Here is a 17,999-nt window from a genome sequence, read left to right as displayed (position 1 = left end):
CATTGATGGTGGCGCCCCGGTGGCGACCTGGGCTGACGACGCTCTTGTCGTCCGTGGTCACTGTCGTCGGCGGGGCCAGCGGACCACCAGTTGCCGGGGTAGACCGTTGCGGTCAGGGGCAGGTTTTCTCGTAGGGGCGGTCGCCGAATGCCTGGCTCCACTCGTCGTGGGTGAGGTTGCGGCCGGCCATCGTGCAGGCGTAGGCGATGGTCTGGTCGATGCGGGTGTCCCAGCGGTAGGTGCTTCCGTCGTACGCGGCGATGGTGACGATGTCGCTGCCGCCGGTGAAGCTTGGGGAGACGGCGACCGGCTTGTCTGCGGTGGAGGTGGCGACCGAGCCGAGCAGGTCGAGAGACTGCGCGTCCCAGAGGCTGACGGTGCCGTCGGCGGCTCCTGACACTATCCGTGTGCCGTCTGGTGAGAAGCGGACGAAGAGACCCTCGTCATTGTGTCCTGTCGTCGGTGCGCGCTCGACCAGGCCTGACCGGACATCGATGGTGACCAGCTCACCGCCGACCCCAGTGCCCGCGATGAGTCGACCGTCGGGCGAGTATGTCGCGTCGTTGAGGCGCAGGGCCAGGACTCCCTGGGAGATGACCCTGCCGGTGTCTGTGTGAATGATCCGCCAATGCTCGCTGGCGGCGTCCGCGGGGTCCTCAAAGAGCACCGCGGTCTTACCGTCCGGGGACGGCGCGGTGCAGCAGTCTGCGGGCCAGACGACGTTGTCCGCTTCCGGCCACAGGTCCGCGCCGTAGAACCTGATGCCTTGCCAGGTGCCGACAGCGAGGCGTTCGCCGTGATCGATGTAAGCGATCGAGCTCAGATGAGGGCTCGCTTCCTCCTTGAGCACCTTACCGGTCCGGGAATCGAGGACCGTGATCCCTGACTGGTCGTGGATGGCCAGGCGCACGCCGCTCGGGTGCCACGACGCGGCCGTCCGTGCTAGCTCTAGCTGGCGGAGGTCAAGGTCAAGGCGTGTGGGCGTGGTTGTGGTCCCACTGGTCGTGTCCGTGAAACTCACCCAAGACGCAGCGCCGTCCCGCCACAGGTAGGCCGTCTTGGTTCCGTCGTCGGACGGGACAACGTACTGGTAGCGGCGCACGGGAACGGCCTGCGTTCGGCGCAGATACTGCCGTTGCCCGGCCAGGTCGTAGACACGCAGGATGCCCTTGTTGCCGCCGGTGTACAGCGCGTGAGCGTCCGGACTGAAGTCAACGGCCCACGACACTTCTGCGGTCGTGATGCGTTCGCGCGGGGTGCCGGTGGCCACGTCCCAGACGACGACCTCCCCGCCCGCCTCGGCCACCCCCAGCAGTTTGCCGTCGCGGGAGAAGGCCAGGGCGCGGGGTGGGTCGGCATGATTGCGCAGCACCTTGACGGTCTTGCCGGTGTGCGCGTCGACCAAAGCTGTCGTAGCGCTGTCGACCCGCCCCGGAACAGGCTGTTCAACCGCCAGCAGGCCGCCGCTCCTCGTGATCGCGACCCTCGAGCTCCCCCGGAGATCACGGCGCAGCCACTCCTGCTTGCCAGTGCCTACGTCGTAGGCCGTCAGCGGGTACTGCGTGTAGATGGTCCGCCCGTCGGGGCTGATAGTGAGGGCCGGGGCGGAGCCATTTCCGTCGGCGTTTGGAAGCGCCAACCTGTGCGGCAGCCGGTCAACTGCGCGGAGGTCCCACTCCAGGCCAAAGGGGTAAAAAGCCTTCCATGTCTGGGCCACGGCAGCGAGGTAGCGACCATCTGCGCTGAATGCCACGCTGTAGTTGGAGTACTGCGAGGGGTCGATCTGGAATCGGTAGGGTTGTCGCCTTACCGGGTGCAAGGTGTCGGCGCTCAGCAATCGGATCGGCCAGTCTGGATCGATGGGACCGCCCGAGTCGTCTGCGGCGGTCACCGCGATCAGCCGGCCGTCCGGACTGAACCGCGCAGTGGTGAAGACCCGCGTGCCCCTTGGTACCGAACCGAAGCTGTAGGAGCCGAGAACCCGCCCTGATCTGGCGTCGTACAGGTCGAAGGTCGCGTTGTCGTCGCCGGCGACGATCCGGGTGCCGTCGGGTGAGACCTCGAGATTGTCGGTTCGGCCGAGGGGCGCGGGGATCGACCGAAGCAGGCGCGGGCGCCTGCTCATCGCGGCCACCAGATTGGTCCGTGTCTCCGGGGAGTTGTCGAGCCGGACACCGTGGACGGCGAGCAGGAGTGACTGGCTGATGTCATCGGTCAGCAGCGCGCGGGCCCCGACCCGACGGGCGAGCTCACTGGTCGCCGCCTGCCCGGCACGGTCGGCCTGGCGGACCGCGACCAACCCGGCGATCAGCGCACCCACCAGCAGCACGGCCGCGGTGGCGAGGGCGGCGCGGAGCCGCCGGTTGACACGGAGTTGACGACGGGCCCGGTCCTCGGCTGCGTGCAGTTCCGCCTCTGACCGCACCTTGGCCGCGGCGAGGAAGTCCCGCTCGATGCCGGTGAGGGTGGGAGTACGGGCCACCTGCCACTCGAGGGCCTTGGCGAGCCGGACACCGCGGTACAGCTCGCTGTCCGGGCGGCCCAGCGTGTCCCAGGAGTCGGCCGCGGTCGCAAGGTGGTGCAGGATCCGCTGGCCTTCCAGGTCGTCGTCGAGCCACTCCCGCAGCCGCGGCCATGCCCGCGCGAGGGACTCGTGAGCGAGCTCCACGACACCGTCGTCGCTGCTGACCAGCCTGGAGCCGACCAGCAGGTCGATCACGGCCTCGCTCTCGGCGCCGGTCACAACCTGCCGCCGCGGTAGCCGGCTGCGGACCGGCTCGCCGTCCGAGCCCGGCGTGACCAGCCGCAGGAGGAGGTCGCGAAGTACCGTGCGTTTGCCCGGCGCGATCTGCTCGTAGACCTGCTCAGCTGACTGCGCCACCGCACCACGGATACCTCCGGAGGCGCGATAGCCGGCGACAGTGAGGGTCCGGCCCTCACGGCGGCGCCAGGTCTCGGCCAGTGCATGCGACATCAGCGGCAGCGCGCCCGGCTGATCGGCCACCTCGTTGACCAGCAGATCGACCAGCCCCGGTTCCACCACCAGCGACGCCAGCCGGGCCGGCTCCTCGATCGCCGCCAGCAGGCCGGCCTCGGTCATCCCCGCCAGCAGGTAGAAACCCTGGTCCACAACACGGGCGAACATCGGATGGGCCGAGACATCGGCGAGCCGGTCGGCCCGCAAGGACAAGATCAGCTGCGCCGTCGCCGCGTGCGCTGTCAAGGCGCCCAGGAAGGCCTCCCGTTCGGCGGGGTCCCCGCACAGCGAGAAAACTTCCTCGCACTGATCCACCACGAGCACCGGTGCCGGCCCGCGGCCCGGCATCGCCACGGCCAGGGCAGCGATCGGATGTACCCCCGGCGTCATCACCACGACGCGCTTCCCGTCTCGCCGCAACGCGGCCGCAACACCCGCCCGCACCAGCGACGACTTGCCACACCCCGACGGGCCAACCACCGCCAGCACCGAGCCGTCGGACATCTTCCGCAGGCACGCCGCGACGTCGGCGTCCCGGCCGAAGAACCCATCCGCGTCGTCGACGTCGTACGACCTGAGGCCCTGGTACGGGCAGACCGGGCTCGGCTCCGGCAGTGAGCTCTCGGCCACCAGCGACGGATCCTGGCGCAGGATCGCCCGCTCCAGCGCGTCGATGTCCGGGCTCGGGTCCAGCCCGAGGTCGCGGTTCAGCACCGCGCGCAGCCGGTGGATCGTTCGCAGCGCGTCGCCCTGCCGACCGGCCTGGTACTGCGCCGTGGCCAGCAATGCCCAGCGGCGTTCCCGCAACGGGGCCTCGGCCACGAACGCCTCGGCCTTGGCCATCACCTTCTCGTGCTGCCCCGACCGCAGCGCGGCCTCGACATACAACTCCTCGGCCGCGTGCCGCAACTCGATCAGCCGCGCCACCTCGATCCGGGCCGGATCCCACCCGTCCAGCTCCGCCAGCGGCCGGCCCCGCCAGACCGTCAGCGCGTCCGCCAGAACCACCGCGGCGCGCTCGGCCTCGTCGGCCGCCAGCAGCTCGCGGGCACGCCCCACCGCCCGCTCGAACCGCTGCGCGTCGATCTCGTCGAGTGGAACCGCAAGCCGGTAACCGAGCGGCAAGGTCTCGATCGCGCGGCTGCCGAGAATCTTGCGGAGCCGGACCACACAGCCCTGCACCACCTTCGGCCAAGTCGGCGGCACCCGGTCGCCCCACAGCACGTCGGCCAGCACCTCCGCGCTGACCACCTCTCCGGGGCGCACGGCCAAAGCGGCGAGTACGACGCGATCACGTCGTCCGAGAACCTTCTGTTCCCCCTCGATCGTGAGCGGGCCGAGAACGGCGATACCCACGCCTCGACTCTCAACCCGGTCATCGCGCCGGTCAAGTACGCCGTTACCGGCGTGTTACCGGGCTCAGCCGGCGCGTTACCGCCCCGAGCGACAACAACAACACCGACCGCCCGGGCGCACCCGGACCACCAACAGCGGTGGACCCACCCGAGGCGAGAACAGGAGCACAGCAGCCATGTCCGCACACGGAACGAACACATCCCTCACCTGGAAGAAAGGCCTGGCCGCGCTGACGATGGCTGGTGCCGGGATCTGGCTCGCCGCCATGGCGACAGCCGCGCCTGCCACCGCCACCGAACCGCCGGCGCCCCACTCAGCCGCCGGGTCAGTCGCCACCATGCCGACTCAGGCACCCCCGAACTACCCGAGCTACAACCCGCGGTACGAGGTCCACCCCACACCGCAGCCACAGGGCCCCCCGAACTACCCGACGTACAACCCGCGAAACGAGGTCACGGTCAAGCCCGTCAAGCAGGGGAACGGGCAGGCCACCAGCTCGGCCACGCTGACTGCGCTGGGCGGCCTCGCCCTCGGCGGCGCCGGACTCGGCATCACCCTCGGAGTACAACGCCGCCGGAAACACTCGGCACCGCACGAGGCCTGATATCGCCGCCGACGACGCACTCGCGGGTCGTCCGAACCATCCGGACGACCCGTCGTCGTCGAGTGTCTGGCAGACACGATGGCACCGAATTCACCGATGCTGCAGGCCGCCTGATGCTGCGAGCCACAGATCCCGGGCTTGGGCGGAGACTCACTCCGCCGACCGAACCCGTCCCTAACCGCGGCTTTTGGTATCCGATCTTCTGCGCCTGGCGCTTGGAACCAGGAGTCGTGCGCGACACCTGTCGCTCACACCACCACCCACATGAAGGCGGCCGTGACCAGCGCAGATGTATTCACTCCGACAAGCGGACACAGCCCACCCCGCCAGAACTGACTTTCAGCCACTCGCGTCGGCCGCCCACGTACCGCAGCCCGGCGCCCTTCACGACCAGTCCCTCCACACCCATCGCCTCGGGCAGGACCTCGAACCACTCGCGCGCCTCGCCGATGTCAGCGGTCACCGGCGAGACCTGCAACGGCGCGGACCAGCCAGCCGCCAGCTGTTCCAAGCGGGAACGGCGTACCGACCAGCGCTGGGTACGCAGATCGACCCCGCCGACCGCCAGCACGTCGAACGCGGCATACGACGCCGGGACCGACGCGACCAGACGCCGCGCCTTCGACGGCGCCGTGACCAGCCGGCGCTGCGACGCGTCAAAGCTCAGCCGACCGTCGACGAGGATCACGAGCTCGCCGTCCAACACGACCCCGTCCGACAGTTGCGCGACAGCAGCCCGCGCAATGTCGGAGAACTGTGCAGTCAGGTCCTTGCGCTGGCGCGACCAGAGCCGCGCAATGCCAGCGGATCGCACGATCGCCGCGCGACTAGGGCGTGTCTCCTTATTGGCGTAGCCAGCTGACGATCGCGCAGAGAACGGCGCCTCCGCGGTAGGTGAGGGCGAGTTTGTCGTAGCGGGTGGCCAGGCCGCGCCATTGCTTGAGGGTGTTGAAGGATCGTTCGACCACGTTGCGGCCTTTGTAGATCTCGGCGTCGAAGCCGACCGGTCGGCCGCCGTGGCGGCCGCGTCGTTTGCGGTTGGTCTGCTGGTCGGCGGGTTCGGGGATGACCGCGACGACCCCGCGGGCCCGCAGCAGGGCGCGGTTCGCGCGCGACGAATAGGCCTTGTCGCCCAGGACCCGGTCGGGCCGGGTGCGGGCCCGTCCCGGCCCGATCCGTGGCACCGCGATCGCGGCGAGCAGGTACGGAAACATCGGTGAGTCATGGCCCTGGCCCGGACCCACCAGGATCGCCAGCGGCCGGCCCCTGCCGTCGCTGGCGTGGTGGATCTTCGTGCTCAGGCCACCGCGCGAGCGCCCGATCGCGTGATCAGGCGGTTCACCGCGCGGATTCTTGTAGTTCGATCGTTCCCCCTGTGCCACCCAGAGCACGCGGCAGGTTCGTCGCGTGCTGATGCGCACGATTGATCGTCGAGTCCACCGACACGTTCCAATCGACCTCGCCGGCCGCGTCCGCCTCGGCCAGCAGCCGCGCATGGATCCGGTCCCAGGTGCCATCGGCGCTGAACCTGCGGTGCCGCTTCCAGACCGTCTGCCACGGCCCGAACGCCGCCGGCAAATCCCGCCACGCAACACCAGTCCGGAAACGGAACACGATGCCCTCGACCACCTGCCGATGATCACGAAACGGCCGCCCCCGCTGACCAACCGACGACGGCAGCAACGGCTCGATCCTCGCCCACTGGGCATCGCTCAACACAGCCAGACGCGACATCCCACCAGCATCACCGACCAACCAGCCACCATTTAGGAGACACGCCCTAGTTGACTGAACTCTTCTGTCTCTCCCAGGGTCTCGACGCCACTCCCTGGTTGTGCTGCTGCCTGGCCGGTCTCAGACTGCTATTGGGGGTGGATGACGTGCTTGACATAGATGGTGAAAGTGGCGATTCGGGGTCGTCTCTCTCGGTACCCGTCGTTCTAGTTCGGCAGCAGTGACCAGACGATGCGGCCCCACATTGCTGGCCAGTCCAAACGACGCGCTGGCGCGACAGATCACAGTCCGTGGCCCATTCGTGCGGCCATAATCGGCGCTATTGCAACGCTGATTGCGACACTCGGCAGCCTGTATTTCTCCGGCCAAGCCGTTCGCCAGTCAACCGAGCAGGCGCGGCAGGCTCAGGTACAGCTGACGTCGGAACGGATCTCACGATCCGTCGAGCAACTAGGCTCCGACAGCGTCGCCGTCCGCCTCGGCGGCGTCTACTCGTTTGCCCGTCTCCTGCGTGACGCCCCCGGCGATCACGAAGCCGTCGTTGAGATCCTCAGCGCACTCGTGCGCGTCCAGGCCGGTGAAACATCGCATCCGCAGAAACAAGCGCGGAAGCCCGTTCCAGCCGACATACTGGCGGCGCTACAGGTGCTGAGCAATCAACCCCTACCCCGCCCCGAGACGGAACTCGGGCCTCTGCCGACGATGCTGCTTGATGGAGTTGACTTCTCCGGATTCAACCTCGGCGACGTAGAACTACACGAGGCAACGTTGATTCACGCGAATCTGGCCTCGGCGGATCTCACCTCCGCAAACCTTGCTGGCGCGCACCTGAACGACGCGGACATGACACACGCGATACTGCAAGCCGCAAACCTCCGCGGCGCCAGCCTCCTCGGTGCGGACCTGAGCGGCGCGACCCTGGGCGACAGTCACCTGGACGGCGCGGACCTGGATGGCGCGGATCTGGCCGGCGCAGACCTCACGTTCGCCTACCTGCACGGCGCAACCCTGTTCGCTGCGCACCTGGCCGGCGCGGACCTGGCCGGCGCGGACCTGAACGGCGCGGATCTGACCGGCGCGGATCTCAGAAACGTGAATCTGCGCGACACAAGTCTGGTTGGTGCCATAGGTCTGGACAGTGCCTGCTCGAACCAGACGACATTGTGGCCGGACACTATCTCTCTGCCTGCGCGGCCTCGGTGCAGCCCGTGACCGGCATGGACCCCAAGGCCCTGTTGCGATGCAGAAAGTCAAATTGCAGGCAGCCCCTGGCTCGATGGGTTCAGTGAAGAAATCCATCCCACTTCGGTTCGTAGCGCGATCCGCCCGGCAACGCGCGCTCCCCCGGGATCTCATCAACGGCCTTGGCCAGCTCGAGGTCGACCGGACCGACCAGATCCGCAGGCAGCCGGACCACGCCCACGTCAGCGCGGCGAGCCGGACTCATCAACATCCCCGTCACGGCCGAACCGCGGCCACACCACCCGGACGATCCGCTTGATCTCCAGGCGCTGATCCCGCTTCGGGCACAACCGGTGATGCTCCGGGACATCCGCCGCCCCATCGCACTTCCCGCAGCGCCACTCTGCCACGACGCCAGGATGCGCCCGCCACGCGATTCATACACCTGCCCGGCGGCGATTGCCGCCGGGCAGGCGGTGATCGCATGGTGGATGACGTGGACGTCGCCGCAGCCGCACTCGAGCTCTACGGGTTGCCACCCGAAGACTTCACCGCTGCCCGCAACCAGGTCGTCAAGCAGGCCAAGGACGCCGGCGACAGCAGCAGGGCCGCAGTGAAAGCGCTCCGCAAGCCAACGCTCGCGGCCTGGCTGGCCAACCTGCTTGTCCGCATCGACCCCGACGGCATCGCCGAGCTCACCGACCTCGGCGAAGAGCTGCGCCAGGCGCACGTGTCCCGCGACGGCCGCAGACTCCGCGAGCTCACGCTGCGCCGGCACGGACTCGTCCACAAGCTCGTAACAACCGCCCGGGCGCAAGCCCGCGTGCAGGGCCACGCCGTCAGCGCACCGACCGAGCAGCGGCTGACCGAGACACTCGACGCCGCGGTCATCGACCCCGGCGCCGCGCAACTGCTCCGGACCGGGCAACTCACCAGCGCCCTGCGGCACGTCGGGTTCGGCGTCGTCGACGAGACCGGCGACCCCGCCCAGCTCGCCCCCATGAAACCCCGCGTCGTCCGCACCTCCCCGCCGAAACCGCCGCGCAAGGCCACCGCCCGTCGACAGACTAGATTGCCGTCGACCGCGAGCTGGGGTGTCTCAGTCACACTTCGGCCCCTCCCTGGGGCGCACCGCTGGTCGGTCTCCCCACCTCGAGGCGAGAGGGGAACCTGATTTCAAGTGGGCTCGCCATCTGTTGGACTAGGTGGTGTGAAGTGCAACTGGACCTCACGGTGACGGAACTCGGTACTGGAACCAGACAGCCTGAGTAGTCCCGCTTGGTAGGCCCAGTCCAGAAACTCTGACAAATCGTTAGGAAGCTCGCCGGTGCGAGAGCCTCTCCGGGAGTACAGACGGTGCTGGACATACCAGCCACTCGCACGGGTAACTGTGAAGCCCAACGTGGATCCGAACACCAGCCCGAAGACAATGCCAGATGCAAGACCATCGGTGGCGCTCTGAATAAGCCCGAGGATGAATCCACCGGGCGCGGCCACCAGCAGGATCGCTCGCCTCGCCTGTTGATGTGGTTCACTCGGCTTAGTGGCCGAGTCGTGAATCGCCTGCAGACCGCCGACGAACCCACCCAGCATTGCCAGAAGCGGGCCCATGACCACGCCCAGCAACATCCCCAAGAGGGCAATGCTGATCACGGTCACGACAAGCCCTGCCTCTCCGGACCGAGCCTCCGGACTGAGGGAAAAGAGCAGCGTGACGAAAATGATTCCGACCGGCGGTCCAATCCTGATGCCATCGCGAGCATTAGATCTGAGCCGGTGGCGGGTCTGCGGCGAACGGATCTGCCTAAGATCCACTCGGACCGGCTGCCGCGGCTCCGGCGAACGCGCGATGCGAACGTTGTAGAGAAGAACGACCAGTCCACCGACCAGGTTTGCTGCCTTGGCGGGAAATGGTGCCTGGACGCCGACAACCAGCAGAAAGTCCAGTGACCAGAGGAGCCAGAAGACGAGGATGATGAGTATTACCGCACGTTCGCGGATCCCTCGCCCGGGAGGATCGCCATCTGAACGCCAGAGTTCTTCGATCGTGAATTCGCTCGCCGAACCTCCCGTCTGCTCGGAGCGTGCCAGGTGACGAGCCAACGTTCGCAACCAGCGCTCGACGGCCGCTGGTTCGTAGTGCGCACCGTTCCCGCGAGGGTGGTGGGCGGCCAGCGCGGGTATGAATCGGGCGAACAGATGCGGATCCAGCTCGCCGGACTTCAGACCACAAAGTACCTGAGGCTTCGTGCCGACCCGATCGTAGACCGTCAACGCCAGGTAGAGCCGCAGCGGTGATGACAGGCATCGGGCAAGCCGGCCATTGGGATGCGCGCGGAGGCTTGACAGGACCGGGCGCCAACGGGCTCGTTGATCCGGATGTGGCAATCGATGGTGAAGCCATGCGCCGACCTGCTCGACGTCGAGCGGTTGCAGCACGATCGCGGTGGCGTCCTGAAGCGGTTCGCCGGACGATTCGTCGTCCGCGAGCTGTTGGTATCTGACTGTCCGACAGCTGAGGACGACCGCAGTCGGTGCAGGACCAACAGGAAGGTTGAGTCCGTCGATCACTTGACTCGCTCTGTTCGGCACGGCTTCCTCGGGGTCCATCTCGTCAAGCCCATCGAGGATCGGAAGGATCCAGCCGCCGGCGATCAGTGCGGACGCCGTCGCGGGGTGAACGTTGTGAACTGAAACGAGGTGATCGGCGATCCACTTGTCGAGCTCAACCCGGGCCTCGCCAACCGTGGTCACTGAGGTCCGGAACGAAGAGAGACTCAAGCGGATGGGTACCTTCACCGGAACATCAGAAGGACCATCGAGGATTGCAGCTGCGAGATCGAGCAGGAGGCGCAGCACGACGACTGTCTTGCCCGCTCCGCCTTCGCCGAGAACCACAAGACGACCGCGTTGGAGGCTGTTGTAGTAGCCAGCAACCGTCGCAAGCGAACCTGTCCGGTCGCCTCCATCGCTGCGCCATCGGACCAGGCTCGCGTCGAGCTGGGAATAGCCGACGTCCGCCGGTCTGGGCTCGCCATTATCACCGAGCAACTGCATCAGCGCACGGGCTTCAGCCGTCGCCACTGCGGAGGTCAACGCCCGCGCTTGCTGGCGCATCAATCCCCCATCATTTGCTGGTGGCCGCGACCGCAGCCCATAGACCGCCGCGACAGCACCGATGATGCCGAACGGCAGCGCAAGAACATTCGCAACCGCCGCGCCGTCGGACATGGTGGTACGGGTCAGCAACCACCAAGTCGGTGCAGCCACCAGGATCAAACTTCCGACAGCAGTTACGACCACCGACCGAGACGACCACCTCCGCCCCTTCATCGCGCCCCCAAAGTCGCTCTCTCTAGCCACCAAGCACCGAGATGACCACGTCCCAAAGGTCGATCTGTCATCGCGCTCTCGTCCACTGCATCACCTTTACCGACATCAGCACCTCAGCGCGACTCGACGCGCGAACCTGGTATGTCGCGGTGGTGGAAGGCTGTGAGTAGCATTCGCGGACGTGAGAGGGACTGTTTCCGCACCTGAGAAGACACTCGAGCACTGGGCAAGCCAGTATCTGGCGTACCGCTTCAAATCGAAAGCTGCGCTGTGGTGGCCGACCGCGGGACAAGATATCGATGTCGCCTGGTTGCCGGCCCGGCCGGGCAAGGCCCTGCAGCTCGAGCTGAAGACGACGACCGTGATCGGTGTGACGAGGCATGAAGTGCGGGTGGACTTGGGACAGCTGTGGGACTACCACCAGCGTCCACTCAGCCGACAGCCGTTCTATGTCTTTCCGCGGCCTGACTGGATTGGCGAGCTGGCGTCCGTGGCCACGAGCCACGGCGTCCCGGTGACCGAGCTGGCCGTCGCGGGCTTGGCCTGAGTGAAGCGCAACAGATTCGTCAACCTCACCGGCGGGACGAAGAAGGTGAACCGTGAGCTCGAAGCCAAGGCCCGGGCGCTGGCCGGGATCAAGGGCTACGTGACCAACCTCGACGCCGGGCCTGAGTTCGTGATCAACGCCTACCACCGGCTGTTCAACATCGAGAAGTCGTTCCGGATGTCCAAGAGCGACCTCGCCGCGCGGCCGATCTACCACCACAAACGCGACTCGATCGACGCCCACCTGACGATCGTGTTCGCCGCCCTCGCGGTCTCACGCTGGATCGAGGACACGACGGGCTGGTCGATCAAGAAGTTCGTCCGCACCACCCGCCGCTACCGCACCATCGAAATCCAGGCCGGCGCCCACACCATCACTGCCGCCGACCCGCTACCCAACGACCTGCGCAAGATCCTGCGAACGATCCACGGCCACGACAGTGCGCACTAACTTGGCACAAGTCAGACCTGAACGATGACGATCTGCCGAACCTGGGGTTCCATCAGACGCAGGTTCGTCCCACTCGCTTCCGCCATCCGGACTACCCCGCTCGGGTACACGTCGATTGCCGCTTCCCCGACGGTGCGCGGGCCGCGATCGAGCGAGCCGAAGGGCTAGCAGTCCCCATGCCGCCCAACGAGTCCGCGTCCCAGTGCGATGCGGACCGGGTCGGCTGGCGCTGCCGTCTGTGATGCCCCCCGGATCCGGCTCGGAGCGTTGACGATCATTGCGCGCGGCCACCCAGGCTGAAGACGATCGCTCGCCGACTCTAGACCTCAGCTAGCTCCACCCGGCTGCTACCGACCTGACCGAGTACAACTAAATGATATAAGTCTCGACCATGCAGGTACGCCGTAGGTCCGGCGGCAGCTAGACCTCTTGTTCAAGGGCGTCGAAGCGGAGGCCAGATACTGGTGGGCCGACCAACGGTAGGCGGCGGCGTTGCATCCACAGGACCGGCAGGCCATCAGTTCGGCGGGCGAGCATCCATTGGCGATGGAGCCGGAGGCCGGTGACAGGTACGGCGGATGGCTCGATCCGGTGGACCGGTCCAGAGGCAGGCGCGGCGGGATCGAGCAGGAGCGGCGAGACGGGCGCAGGCATCAGTGCCGGCGGACGCACGTCCAGGTCGGCTAGTCGTCCCTGGACGAACACTCTGCGGCCGTCGACCTCTTGAATCTCGTACGGGTGCCAGTATCGCCGCAGGCCGATGCCCGCCCGGTAGGTGTACGTCGCCGGGAGGCTGCCAAGCACCTCGCCTGGTCCCGCGGGCGGCGGTTCGGTGGGTGGTGGCGGCGCGAGTTCCTTGCCTGCGGCACGTTGTTCGATTGCCCAGAGCACGTTCGCGTCCTCGTCGACACCGACGATGACCTCGTCCACCACTCGGCTGCTCAACGGAGAGACTGCTGTCGGCCAGATCGCCAGCGAGGCCGGAGCGAGGCCGGCGACCTTGAACAGCGACCAGTCGGTGGGCGGCGTGATGGTCTCGTCCTCGTCGAAGGAGTTGCGGACGGTCACCTCGTTGAGGGTGACAACGGTGCCGGCTCTCGCCTCGATGGGGAAGCTGAACCAGTCGTCCGCATGCGAGACGACCAGATCGATCAATAGCATGGTGGCGAAGTGGCTGCGATCGGGCGGGAAACCGCCGATGTCGACGTGCGCGTTCTCGATCTGCCACCAGCGCGGGTGGGGTGCTCCCGGGTACTTCAATCGGGTCGGCAGGGCGTCCACCTGCTTGGGCGGATCCACTGGCACGACGAGCGGACCGTCCGCGGTGACCGAGAACCAGTCCACGTCGCCACCGTCGTGCTTCGGGACCGAGAGAGCGACGTCACCGCTGCTGAACTTGGCGCTGTAGTTCAGCTCGGAAGGGTTCCAGAAGTCGGCCGGTTCGATCGCGGGCACCGAGGCGAAGACGCCTTCGGGGAGGCGTAGCTCCATGCGCCGAAGATAAAGAGCCAGCCCGTCGTACCCGGTGCCGTCGAGCCGGTCGTACGGGACGGGGAGTCCGGCCAACTGCAGGGTCAGATCATCCGCATGCGCTGCCGGGACGTGCTGCCTGGCGGCCATCCCGATCCGAATCCGTCGCCCGGCGGTCCACCATTCCTGCGGCTCGGACTCGATGATGGCTTCTGCCGGCGTGATCGCGGGATCGGTCGCCGGAGTGCCGTCGAGGGAGTTGATTGCGTCGTGCGAAGCCCGGTAGCTCACGTTGACCGGGGACGCGGCGTCCTCACCCTGATGCTCGCCCAGGTGCCATTGCCGCGCCAGGAACCAGGCCGGATCGGCGATTTCGGCGCGGAAGCCACGCTCCAGGTCGGTACCCGGTCGGATCGGTTCCAGCCGACGGTCACGGTCGATGCGGGTCATTTCGGCGCCAGTTCCACACCGGTCGGCTGGTCGACCGGTAGCGTGATCAGTGGCAGCCCGGCCGCGTGTGCGTCCAGCTCGGCCTGACCGGCCGCGCGAGCTCGGGTGAGGATCCTGGTTTCTGCGAGGATGTCGATCAGCGTTTCGGCGTCCAACGGCATCGAGACATCCGGTGGTACAGCGAGGAGTATCGCCTGCGGTGCTCGCGAACCCGGAGCGTCGTAGTGGAACGCAGCCGTCGTAGCGTGGTCGGTCGCGGGGACCACCTCACTCCAAGAGTCCAGCAGTCCGAGCGCGATCGTCTGCGCTGGGTCGGCGGGCGGATCGAAGGTACCGACGGGACCGAAGACCGCAAGAAGCTGTGTCTCGGCCAGCAGGCCGTGCGCGAGACCGGCTCCGGCTTCAGCGTCGAACGTGTGATCCACTTGCCAAGGGTCGCCAGGGCGACTTGTCCAGCTGGCGAACGGACTGCCGAGCCCAATCCGCTCACTCAGCTGATGAGCCTCCAGCCTGGCGAGGGCGGGACGGACGGCAGCCACGGTCTCGAGCCACTCACCATCGATTCGACCAGTGCCGTCGGCCGGCGGTCCCGCGGCCGGTTCGGCAGTGACCGAGGTGGGGAATGCAGCCAGGGCCATCCGGGCCAGCACAGGCAATCTGCCTTCGGGTGACACCAGCTCGGACATCGCCCTGGCAATGCCGGCCGGGGCGAGTTCGGCGACGGCCTCCGGTAGCGGGGCTTTCTGGATCCGCTCTGCCAGTGCAGCAGCCGCCCTGCTCACCAGAGTCCCCAGCGGTGCATCGTCTGCCGTCAGAGGGGTGATCCCCCAGCGCAGAGCGTCCCGAAGCGCCACCGCCTGCTCGGACGCCGTACCGGAGACCGCGAGTCCGATCGTCGCCTGCGCGTCCTGAGCCAGAGCGTGCACTGCCGAGTACCGGTCGGCCAACTCCGCCTGTACGTCCGTCGCCGAAGGCGGTTCACCGGCGATCGCGACGTCCGCGGGCAACGCCGGCCGGCTGCCGAGCAAATCGGCCAACCGCTGCGCCGTTCCCTGCGCCGGTAGCTCCACTGGGCCATCCGCTACACCGCCAACGGGTCCCGCCCATGCAGCACCGGGCACCTGGGTCAGTACTTGGGCGGACAGGTCGGCGGCAGACAACGAGAGTGTATCGATCGGCAGTAACTCCAAGTCGGCAAGCGTCATCGTGTCGAGCATCAGCCCGTCCGCATCCCGGGCTTGCCAGGTCCAGTCTGAACTGTCAGGTGCGCCGGTCACGGCTTCGAGGAACGCCGCGACCGCGGGCTCGGCCAGCAGACCAGGGCTGGTTCGGCTGTCGGGAGCAGCCGGGCCGGGAACGTCTGGGATGGCCACGGCCACCGTAGTGCGAGCTGTCCGCCCGCCACGAGGTGTTCGGATCACGTCCAGTGTGGGCGGGGCAGCGAGGCCGGCAGCCGCCTCCATCGCCGCCGCAGCCTGATCGGTCCGACCGGAGACGACGTCGTACACGGCGTCGGACACCAGCAGGTCGCCGTAGACGTCGACCGCGACAGATAGCTTTCCGATCTCCACCAGCGTTTCAGGGCTCAGGCCCAGTCCAAGCAGCGCGGCCGGATTGTCGGTGGAGTCAGCGATCACCCGCAGGCCGTCGCAAGTACGCCGTCCGCCGTGTTCGCTCCGGATCGGATAAGCCCTTCTCAAGGCGTCGACTGTGGCTCGGGTTCCGACCAAGTGTTCGACCGACCGGCCGGTGACCTCACTGAGGTGCCTACCGAGCCGGACCTCGGCAGCGAGCTCTGCGGCGAGCCGGACACGGTCGGACTCGAGCTCGATCTTCCATCGAGACACGTCCTGGTCCGATAGCGCACGGTCTCGCAGGATCGCAGCCGTCAACGCCTGCTCATGCGACGGCGCGTGCAGGTACTCGGGTGTGAAGGTTGACGAAGTCCGCGGCTTCGGCGAGTCCACCCAACCGTAGGCACCCAACCAGAAGACCGTCTCCGGATCGGTGTCAACCAGCGTTTGCAGCCGCCGCCACGCCACGCCGGTCAACCAGGGATCGATCCGGTACGACGCAGTGTCGAGCGCTCCCCGGAACGCTCGCTCCAGCTCGGTCAAATCAGGCCCGAGCCGGCTGATCTCGTCCAGGAGTTCGATGATGGCCTTTCGACCGAGTTCGTACAGCTGGCTGGGCGCATCGCCGGTCAGCAGATGCTCGTCGAACTGCCGACCCCAACTGGACAGCGCCGTCGGGATGATGCTCGAGGCCTGGATCGGTTCGAGCAGCGGCCCGGCGTCGCGAGCGCTCGCTCTGACCACCTCGGCGGCGTCCACCAGCCGGGCATGAAGCAACAGCCTGAACAGCAGGCTGTTCGGGATCGGCCGAAACCACTCCGCCAGGGTGCCCGGCGTAGCCAGATACTGAGCGGGAGCCTGGTGCAGGCGCTTCAACATCTCGTAGAGGTCGTGATCCACGCCGAGATTCGTAGGCACGACGAGGGGAAGCCGAAGGTCCTGCGGGAAGCCTATGGTGGCATAGCGCCGGGCCGGCGGGCCGCCTAGATCGAGCGCCGCTTGCGCAAGCTTGTTCCACCAGGTGACCAGGTCTGCGAACGAGATGCCTTGTCCGAAAGCCCATTTCAATTGGTACATCAGGTCCAGTGAGAGTTGCCAGCGCCAGGCGTACCCGCGGGAGTTCGGCAACTGGCCGACCAGGTCCAGCAAGCGATCGGTGTCGGCGCCCACAGTGGTCCCGGCTCGGTCGGCCGCTTCAGCCGCGGCATCGCGCAGGCCGGTGCCGATCTTGAGAATCGACATCTCGACCCGCGGGTCCTTCGGATCGGCGACCCAGCGAGCTGCACTGGTCACGGGCAGCACCCCGTACGGCTGATCACCAACCCGGATCGGCGGCACCGGACCGTCCGGGATCAGGTTGCCGGCCGCCCAGATTCCCAACTCGAAGGGCAGGTCGCCGGAGTTGCCCGCGCCCCAAATGTCCTTGATCGCATGCCCGTACAGCGCCGACCACAGCCCCGCGACCAGCGCGTGGTTCAGTTGACGATAGTCGGTGTCTCCGCCTGGCAGCGGCAGTAAGGCCGAGCGGTCACCGGCGAGGGCATGGCCAAGAGCCCGTGCTCCGGTCTGCGGACCTTGATTGGTCAGCAGATCCAGCCACGCCTGCGGGTCGCGAGCCAGGTCTGCAGCGGGCTCGCCATCCACTGTGTTCGTCGGCGCGCCCAGCGCGAGGACGCCCAGGGTGCCCGCATCCCTGTGGTTCTGGAACAACTGATCGGGCCTCTCCTCGCCGATTCCGACGACATAGAGAACGTCGATGTCGTCCGGAGTGACCGGACCGATATCCAGCTCGATGCCCAGCCCGACCTCCTGCGCATGTTTGAACGAGGACCACCATCGAGTTTCTTCGCTCGCGGGGTCCGGCAGATCCAGGCCCAGCTTGGTGTGATCGATCTCGAGCTGGGCGATCCGAGCAGGGGCCGCGCCGGACCGGCCCATCCAAAGCTCAAGGCTCTTCGGCAGCCCACCGACCCGGCCTGCCGCCAGTCCGTCTCGAATGCCTCCCACCTCCGGTCGGTTGATCGTCCAGCCAGCGTCAGGTGCCTCGACCGCCGGAAACGCTCTGGCCAGCCAGGCACCTCGGGCGGCGCCAACTTGGGCGGCGAACCGTCGCCACTGCGTCTGGGAGTGGGCAGTACCAAGATCACCATCGGCGAATTGCCACAGCCGCTCCACCGCGTCCAGCTCGACCACCGTCGGCAACGGATCGTGGCGATCGAGCGAGGCAGCATCCGGAACCACCCGGACTTTCAACAGCCAGCCATGTCCTGCATCTGGCGTGGTGAACCGAGTCTCCAGCCGCAACGGAAGCATGACGCCAAT

At 67.2% G+C, this 17,999-nt stretch carries 11 protein-coding genes and 1 pseudogene; 5 read left to right on the top strand and 7 right to left on the bottom strand.

Translation table 11 applies throughout. The features are described from left to right. Window positions 1-112: 112 nt before the first annotated feature. Window positions 113-4,333 carry a BTAD domain-containing putative transcriptional regulator gene (locus OG558_RS24115; RefSeq protein ID WP_405065023.1) on the bottom strand — a complete coding sequence of 1,407 codons (4,221 nt, stop codon included), beginning with the start codon at window positions 4,331-4,333 and terminating at the stop codon, window positions 113-115. A gap of 175 nt (window positions 4,334-4,508) precedes the next feature. Here OG558_RS24115 and OG558_RS24110 point away from each other — a divergent pair, with 175 nt between their 5' ends. After that, window positions 4,509-4,937, top strand: a complete 429-nt coding sequence (locus tag OG558_RS24110; protein ID WP_405065022.1) for a hypothetical protein — start codon at window positions 4,509-4,511, stop codon at window positions 4,935-4,937. A gap of 295 nt (window positions 4,938-5,232) precedes the next feature. Here the strand turns inward: OG558_RS24110 and OG558_RS24105 are convergent, their stop codons facing one another. Both OG558_RS24105 and OG558_RS24100 read right to left on the bottom strand, forming a co-directional pair. Continuing rightward, window positions 5,233-5,751 carry a hypothetical protein gene (locus OG558_RS24105; RefSeq protein WP_405065021.1) on the bottom strand — a complete coding sequence of 173 codons (519 nt, stop codon included), beginning with the start codon at window positions 5,749-5,751 and terminating at the stop codon, window positions 5,233-5,235. Between the two features lie 28 nt (window positions 5,752-5,779). Then, a protein-coding gene (locus tag OG558_RS24100; protein ID WP_405065019.1) for an IS5 family transposase occupies window positions 5,780-6,671 on the bottom strand; the annotation gives its coding sequence in 2 pieces (ribosomal slippage) (window positions 5,780-6,317 and window positions 6,316-6,671; 894 coding nt in all). A gap of 231 nt (window positions 6,672-6,902) precedes the next feature. On the opposite strand from OG558_RS24100, the gene OG558_RS24095 reads away from it, so the two are divergent. Further along, window positions 6,903-7,883, top strand: a complete 981-nt coding sequence (locus tag OG558_RS24095) for a pentapeptide repeat-containing protein (protein WP_405065017.1) — start codon at window positions 6,903-6,905, stop codon at window positions 7,881-7,883. 70 nt (window positions 7,884-7,953) lie between these two features. On the opposite strand, the gene OG558_RS24090 is transcribed toward OG558_RS24095, so the two are convergent. After that, a complete protein-coding gene (locus tag OG558_RS24090; RefSeq protein WP_405065016.1) occupies window positions 7,954-8,118 on the bottom strand; it encodes a hypothetical protein in 165 nt (54 codons plus the stop codon). A 219-nt stretch (window positions 8,119-8,337) separates the two neighbouring features. On the opposite strand from OG558_RS24090, the gene OG558_RS24085 reads away from it, so the two are divergent. Next, entirely contained in the window at window positions 8,338-9,027 is a 690-nt protein-coding gene (locus OG558_RS24085; RefSeq protein WP_405065015.1) for a hypothetical protein, read from the top strand. A gap of 2 nt (window positions 9,028-9,029) precedes the next feature. Here OG558_RS24085 and OG558_RS24080 read toward each other — a convergent pair whose 3' ends face one another. After that, entirely contained in the window at window positions 9,030-11,156 is a 2,127-nt protein-coding gene (locus OG558_RS24080; RefSeq protein ID WP_405065014.1) for an NACHT domain-containing protein, read from the bottom strand. Window positions 11,157-11,367: 211 nt separating this feature from the next. Here OG558_RS24080 and OG558_RS24075 point away from each other — a divergent pair, with 211 nt between their 5' ends. After that, entirely contained in the window at window positions 11,368-11,733 is a 366-nt protein-coding gene (locus tag OG558_RS24075; RefSeq protein WP_405065013.1) for a hypothetical protein, read from the top strand. Then, window positions 11,734-12,183: pseudogene (locus OG558_RS24070) on the top strand (IS1634 family transposase); the annotation flags it as partial. It abuts the gene before it with no gap. Window positions 12,184-12,603: 420 nt separating this feature from the next. Here the strand turns inward: OG558_RS24070 and OG558_RS24065 are convergent. Both OG558_RS24065 and OG558_RS24060 read right to left on the bottom strand, forming a co-directional pair. Continuing rightward, a complete protein-coding gene (locus tag OG558_RS24065; RefSeq protein WP_405065012.1) occupies window positions 12,604-14,103 on the bottom strand; it encodes a hypothetical protein in 1,500 nt (499 codons plus the stop codon). Further along, entirely contained in the window at window positions 14,100-17,990 is a 3,891-nt protein-coding gene (locus OG558_RS24060) for a hypothetical protein (protein ID WP_405065011.1), read from the bottom strand. Before OG558_RS24060 ends, OG558_RS24065 begins: the two co-directional genes overlap by 4 nt. Window positions 17,991-17,999 lie beyond the last annotated feature (9 nt).

The sequence above is a fragment of the Kribbella sp. NBC_01510 genome, from assembly GCF_045040325.1.
Taxonomy (GTDB): Bacteria; Actinomycetota; Actinomycetes; order Propionibacteriales; family Kribbellaceae; genus Kribbella.
The sequence above is the reverse complement of the archived record's forward strand: the minus strand, read 5'-3'. Positions and strand labels throughout refer to the sequence as shown.

Coding starts and splice junctions, on each gene's coding strand:
- OG558_RS24110 (WP_405065022.1), top strand. CDS start 4,509: ATGTCCGCACACGGAACGAACACATCCCTCACCTGGAAGAAAGGCCTG.
- OG558_RS24095 (WP_405065017.1), top strand. CDS start 6,903: ATGCGGCCCCACATTGCTGGCCAGTCCAAACGACGCGCTGGCGCGACA.
- OG558_RS24090 (WP_405065016.1), bottom strand. CDS start 8,118: ATGAGTCCGGCTCGCCGCGCTGACGTGGGCGTGGTCCGGCTGCCTGCG.
- OG558_RS24085 (WP_405065015.1), top strand. CDS start 8,338: ATGGTGGATGACGTGGACGTCGCCGCAGCCGCACTCGAGCTCTACGGG.
- OG558_RS24065 (WP_405065012.1), bottom strand. CDS start 14,103: ATGACCCGCATCGACCGTGACCGTCGGCTGGAACCGATCCGACCGGGT.
- OG558_RS24060 (WP_405065011.1), bottom strand. CDS start 17,990: ATGCTTCCGTTGCGGCTGGAGACTCGGTTCACCACGCCAGATGCAGGA.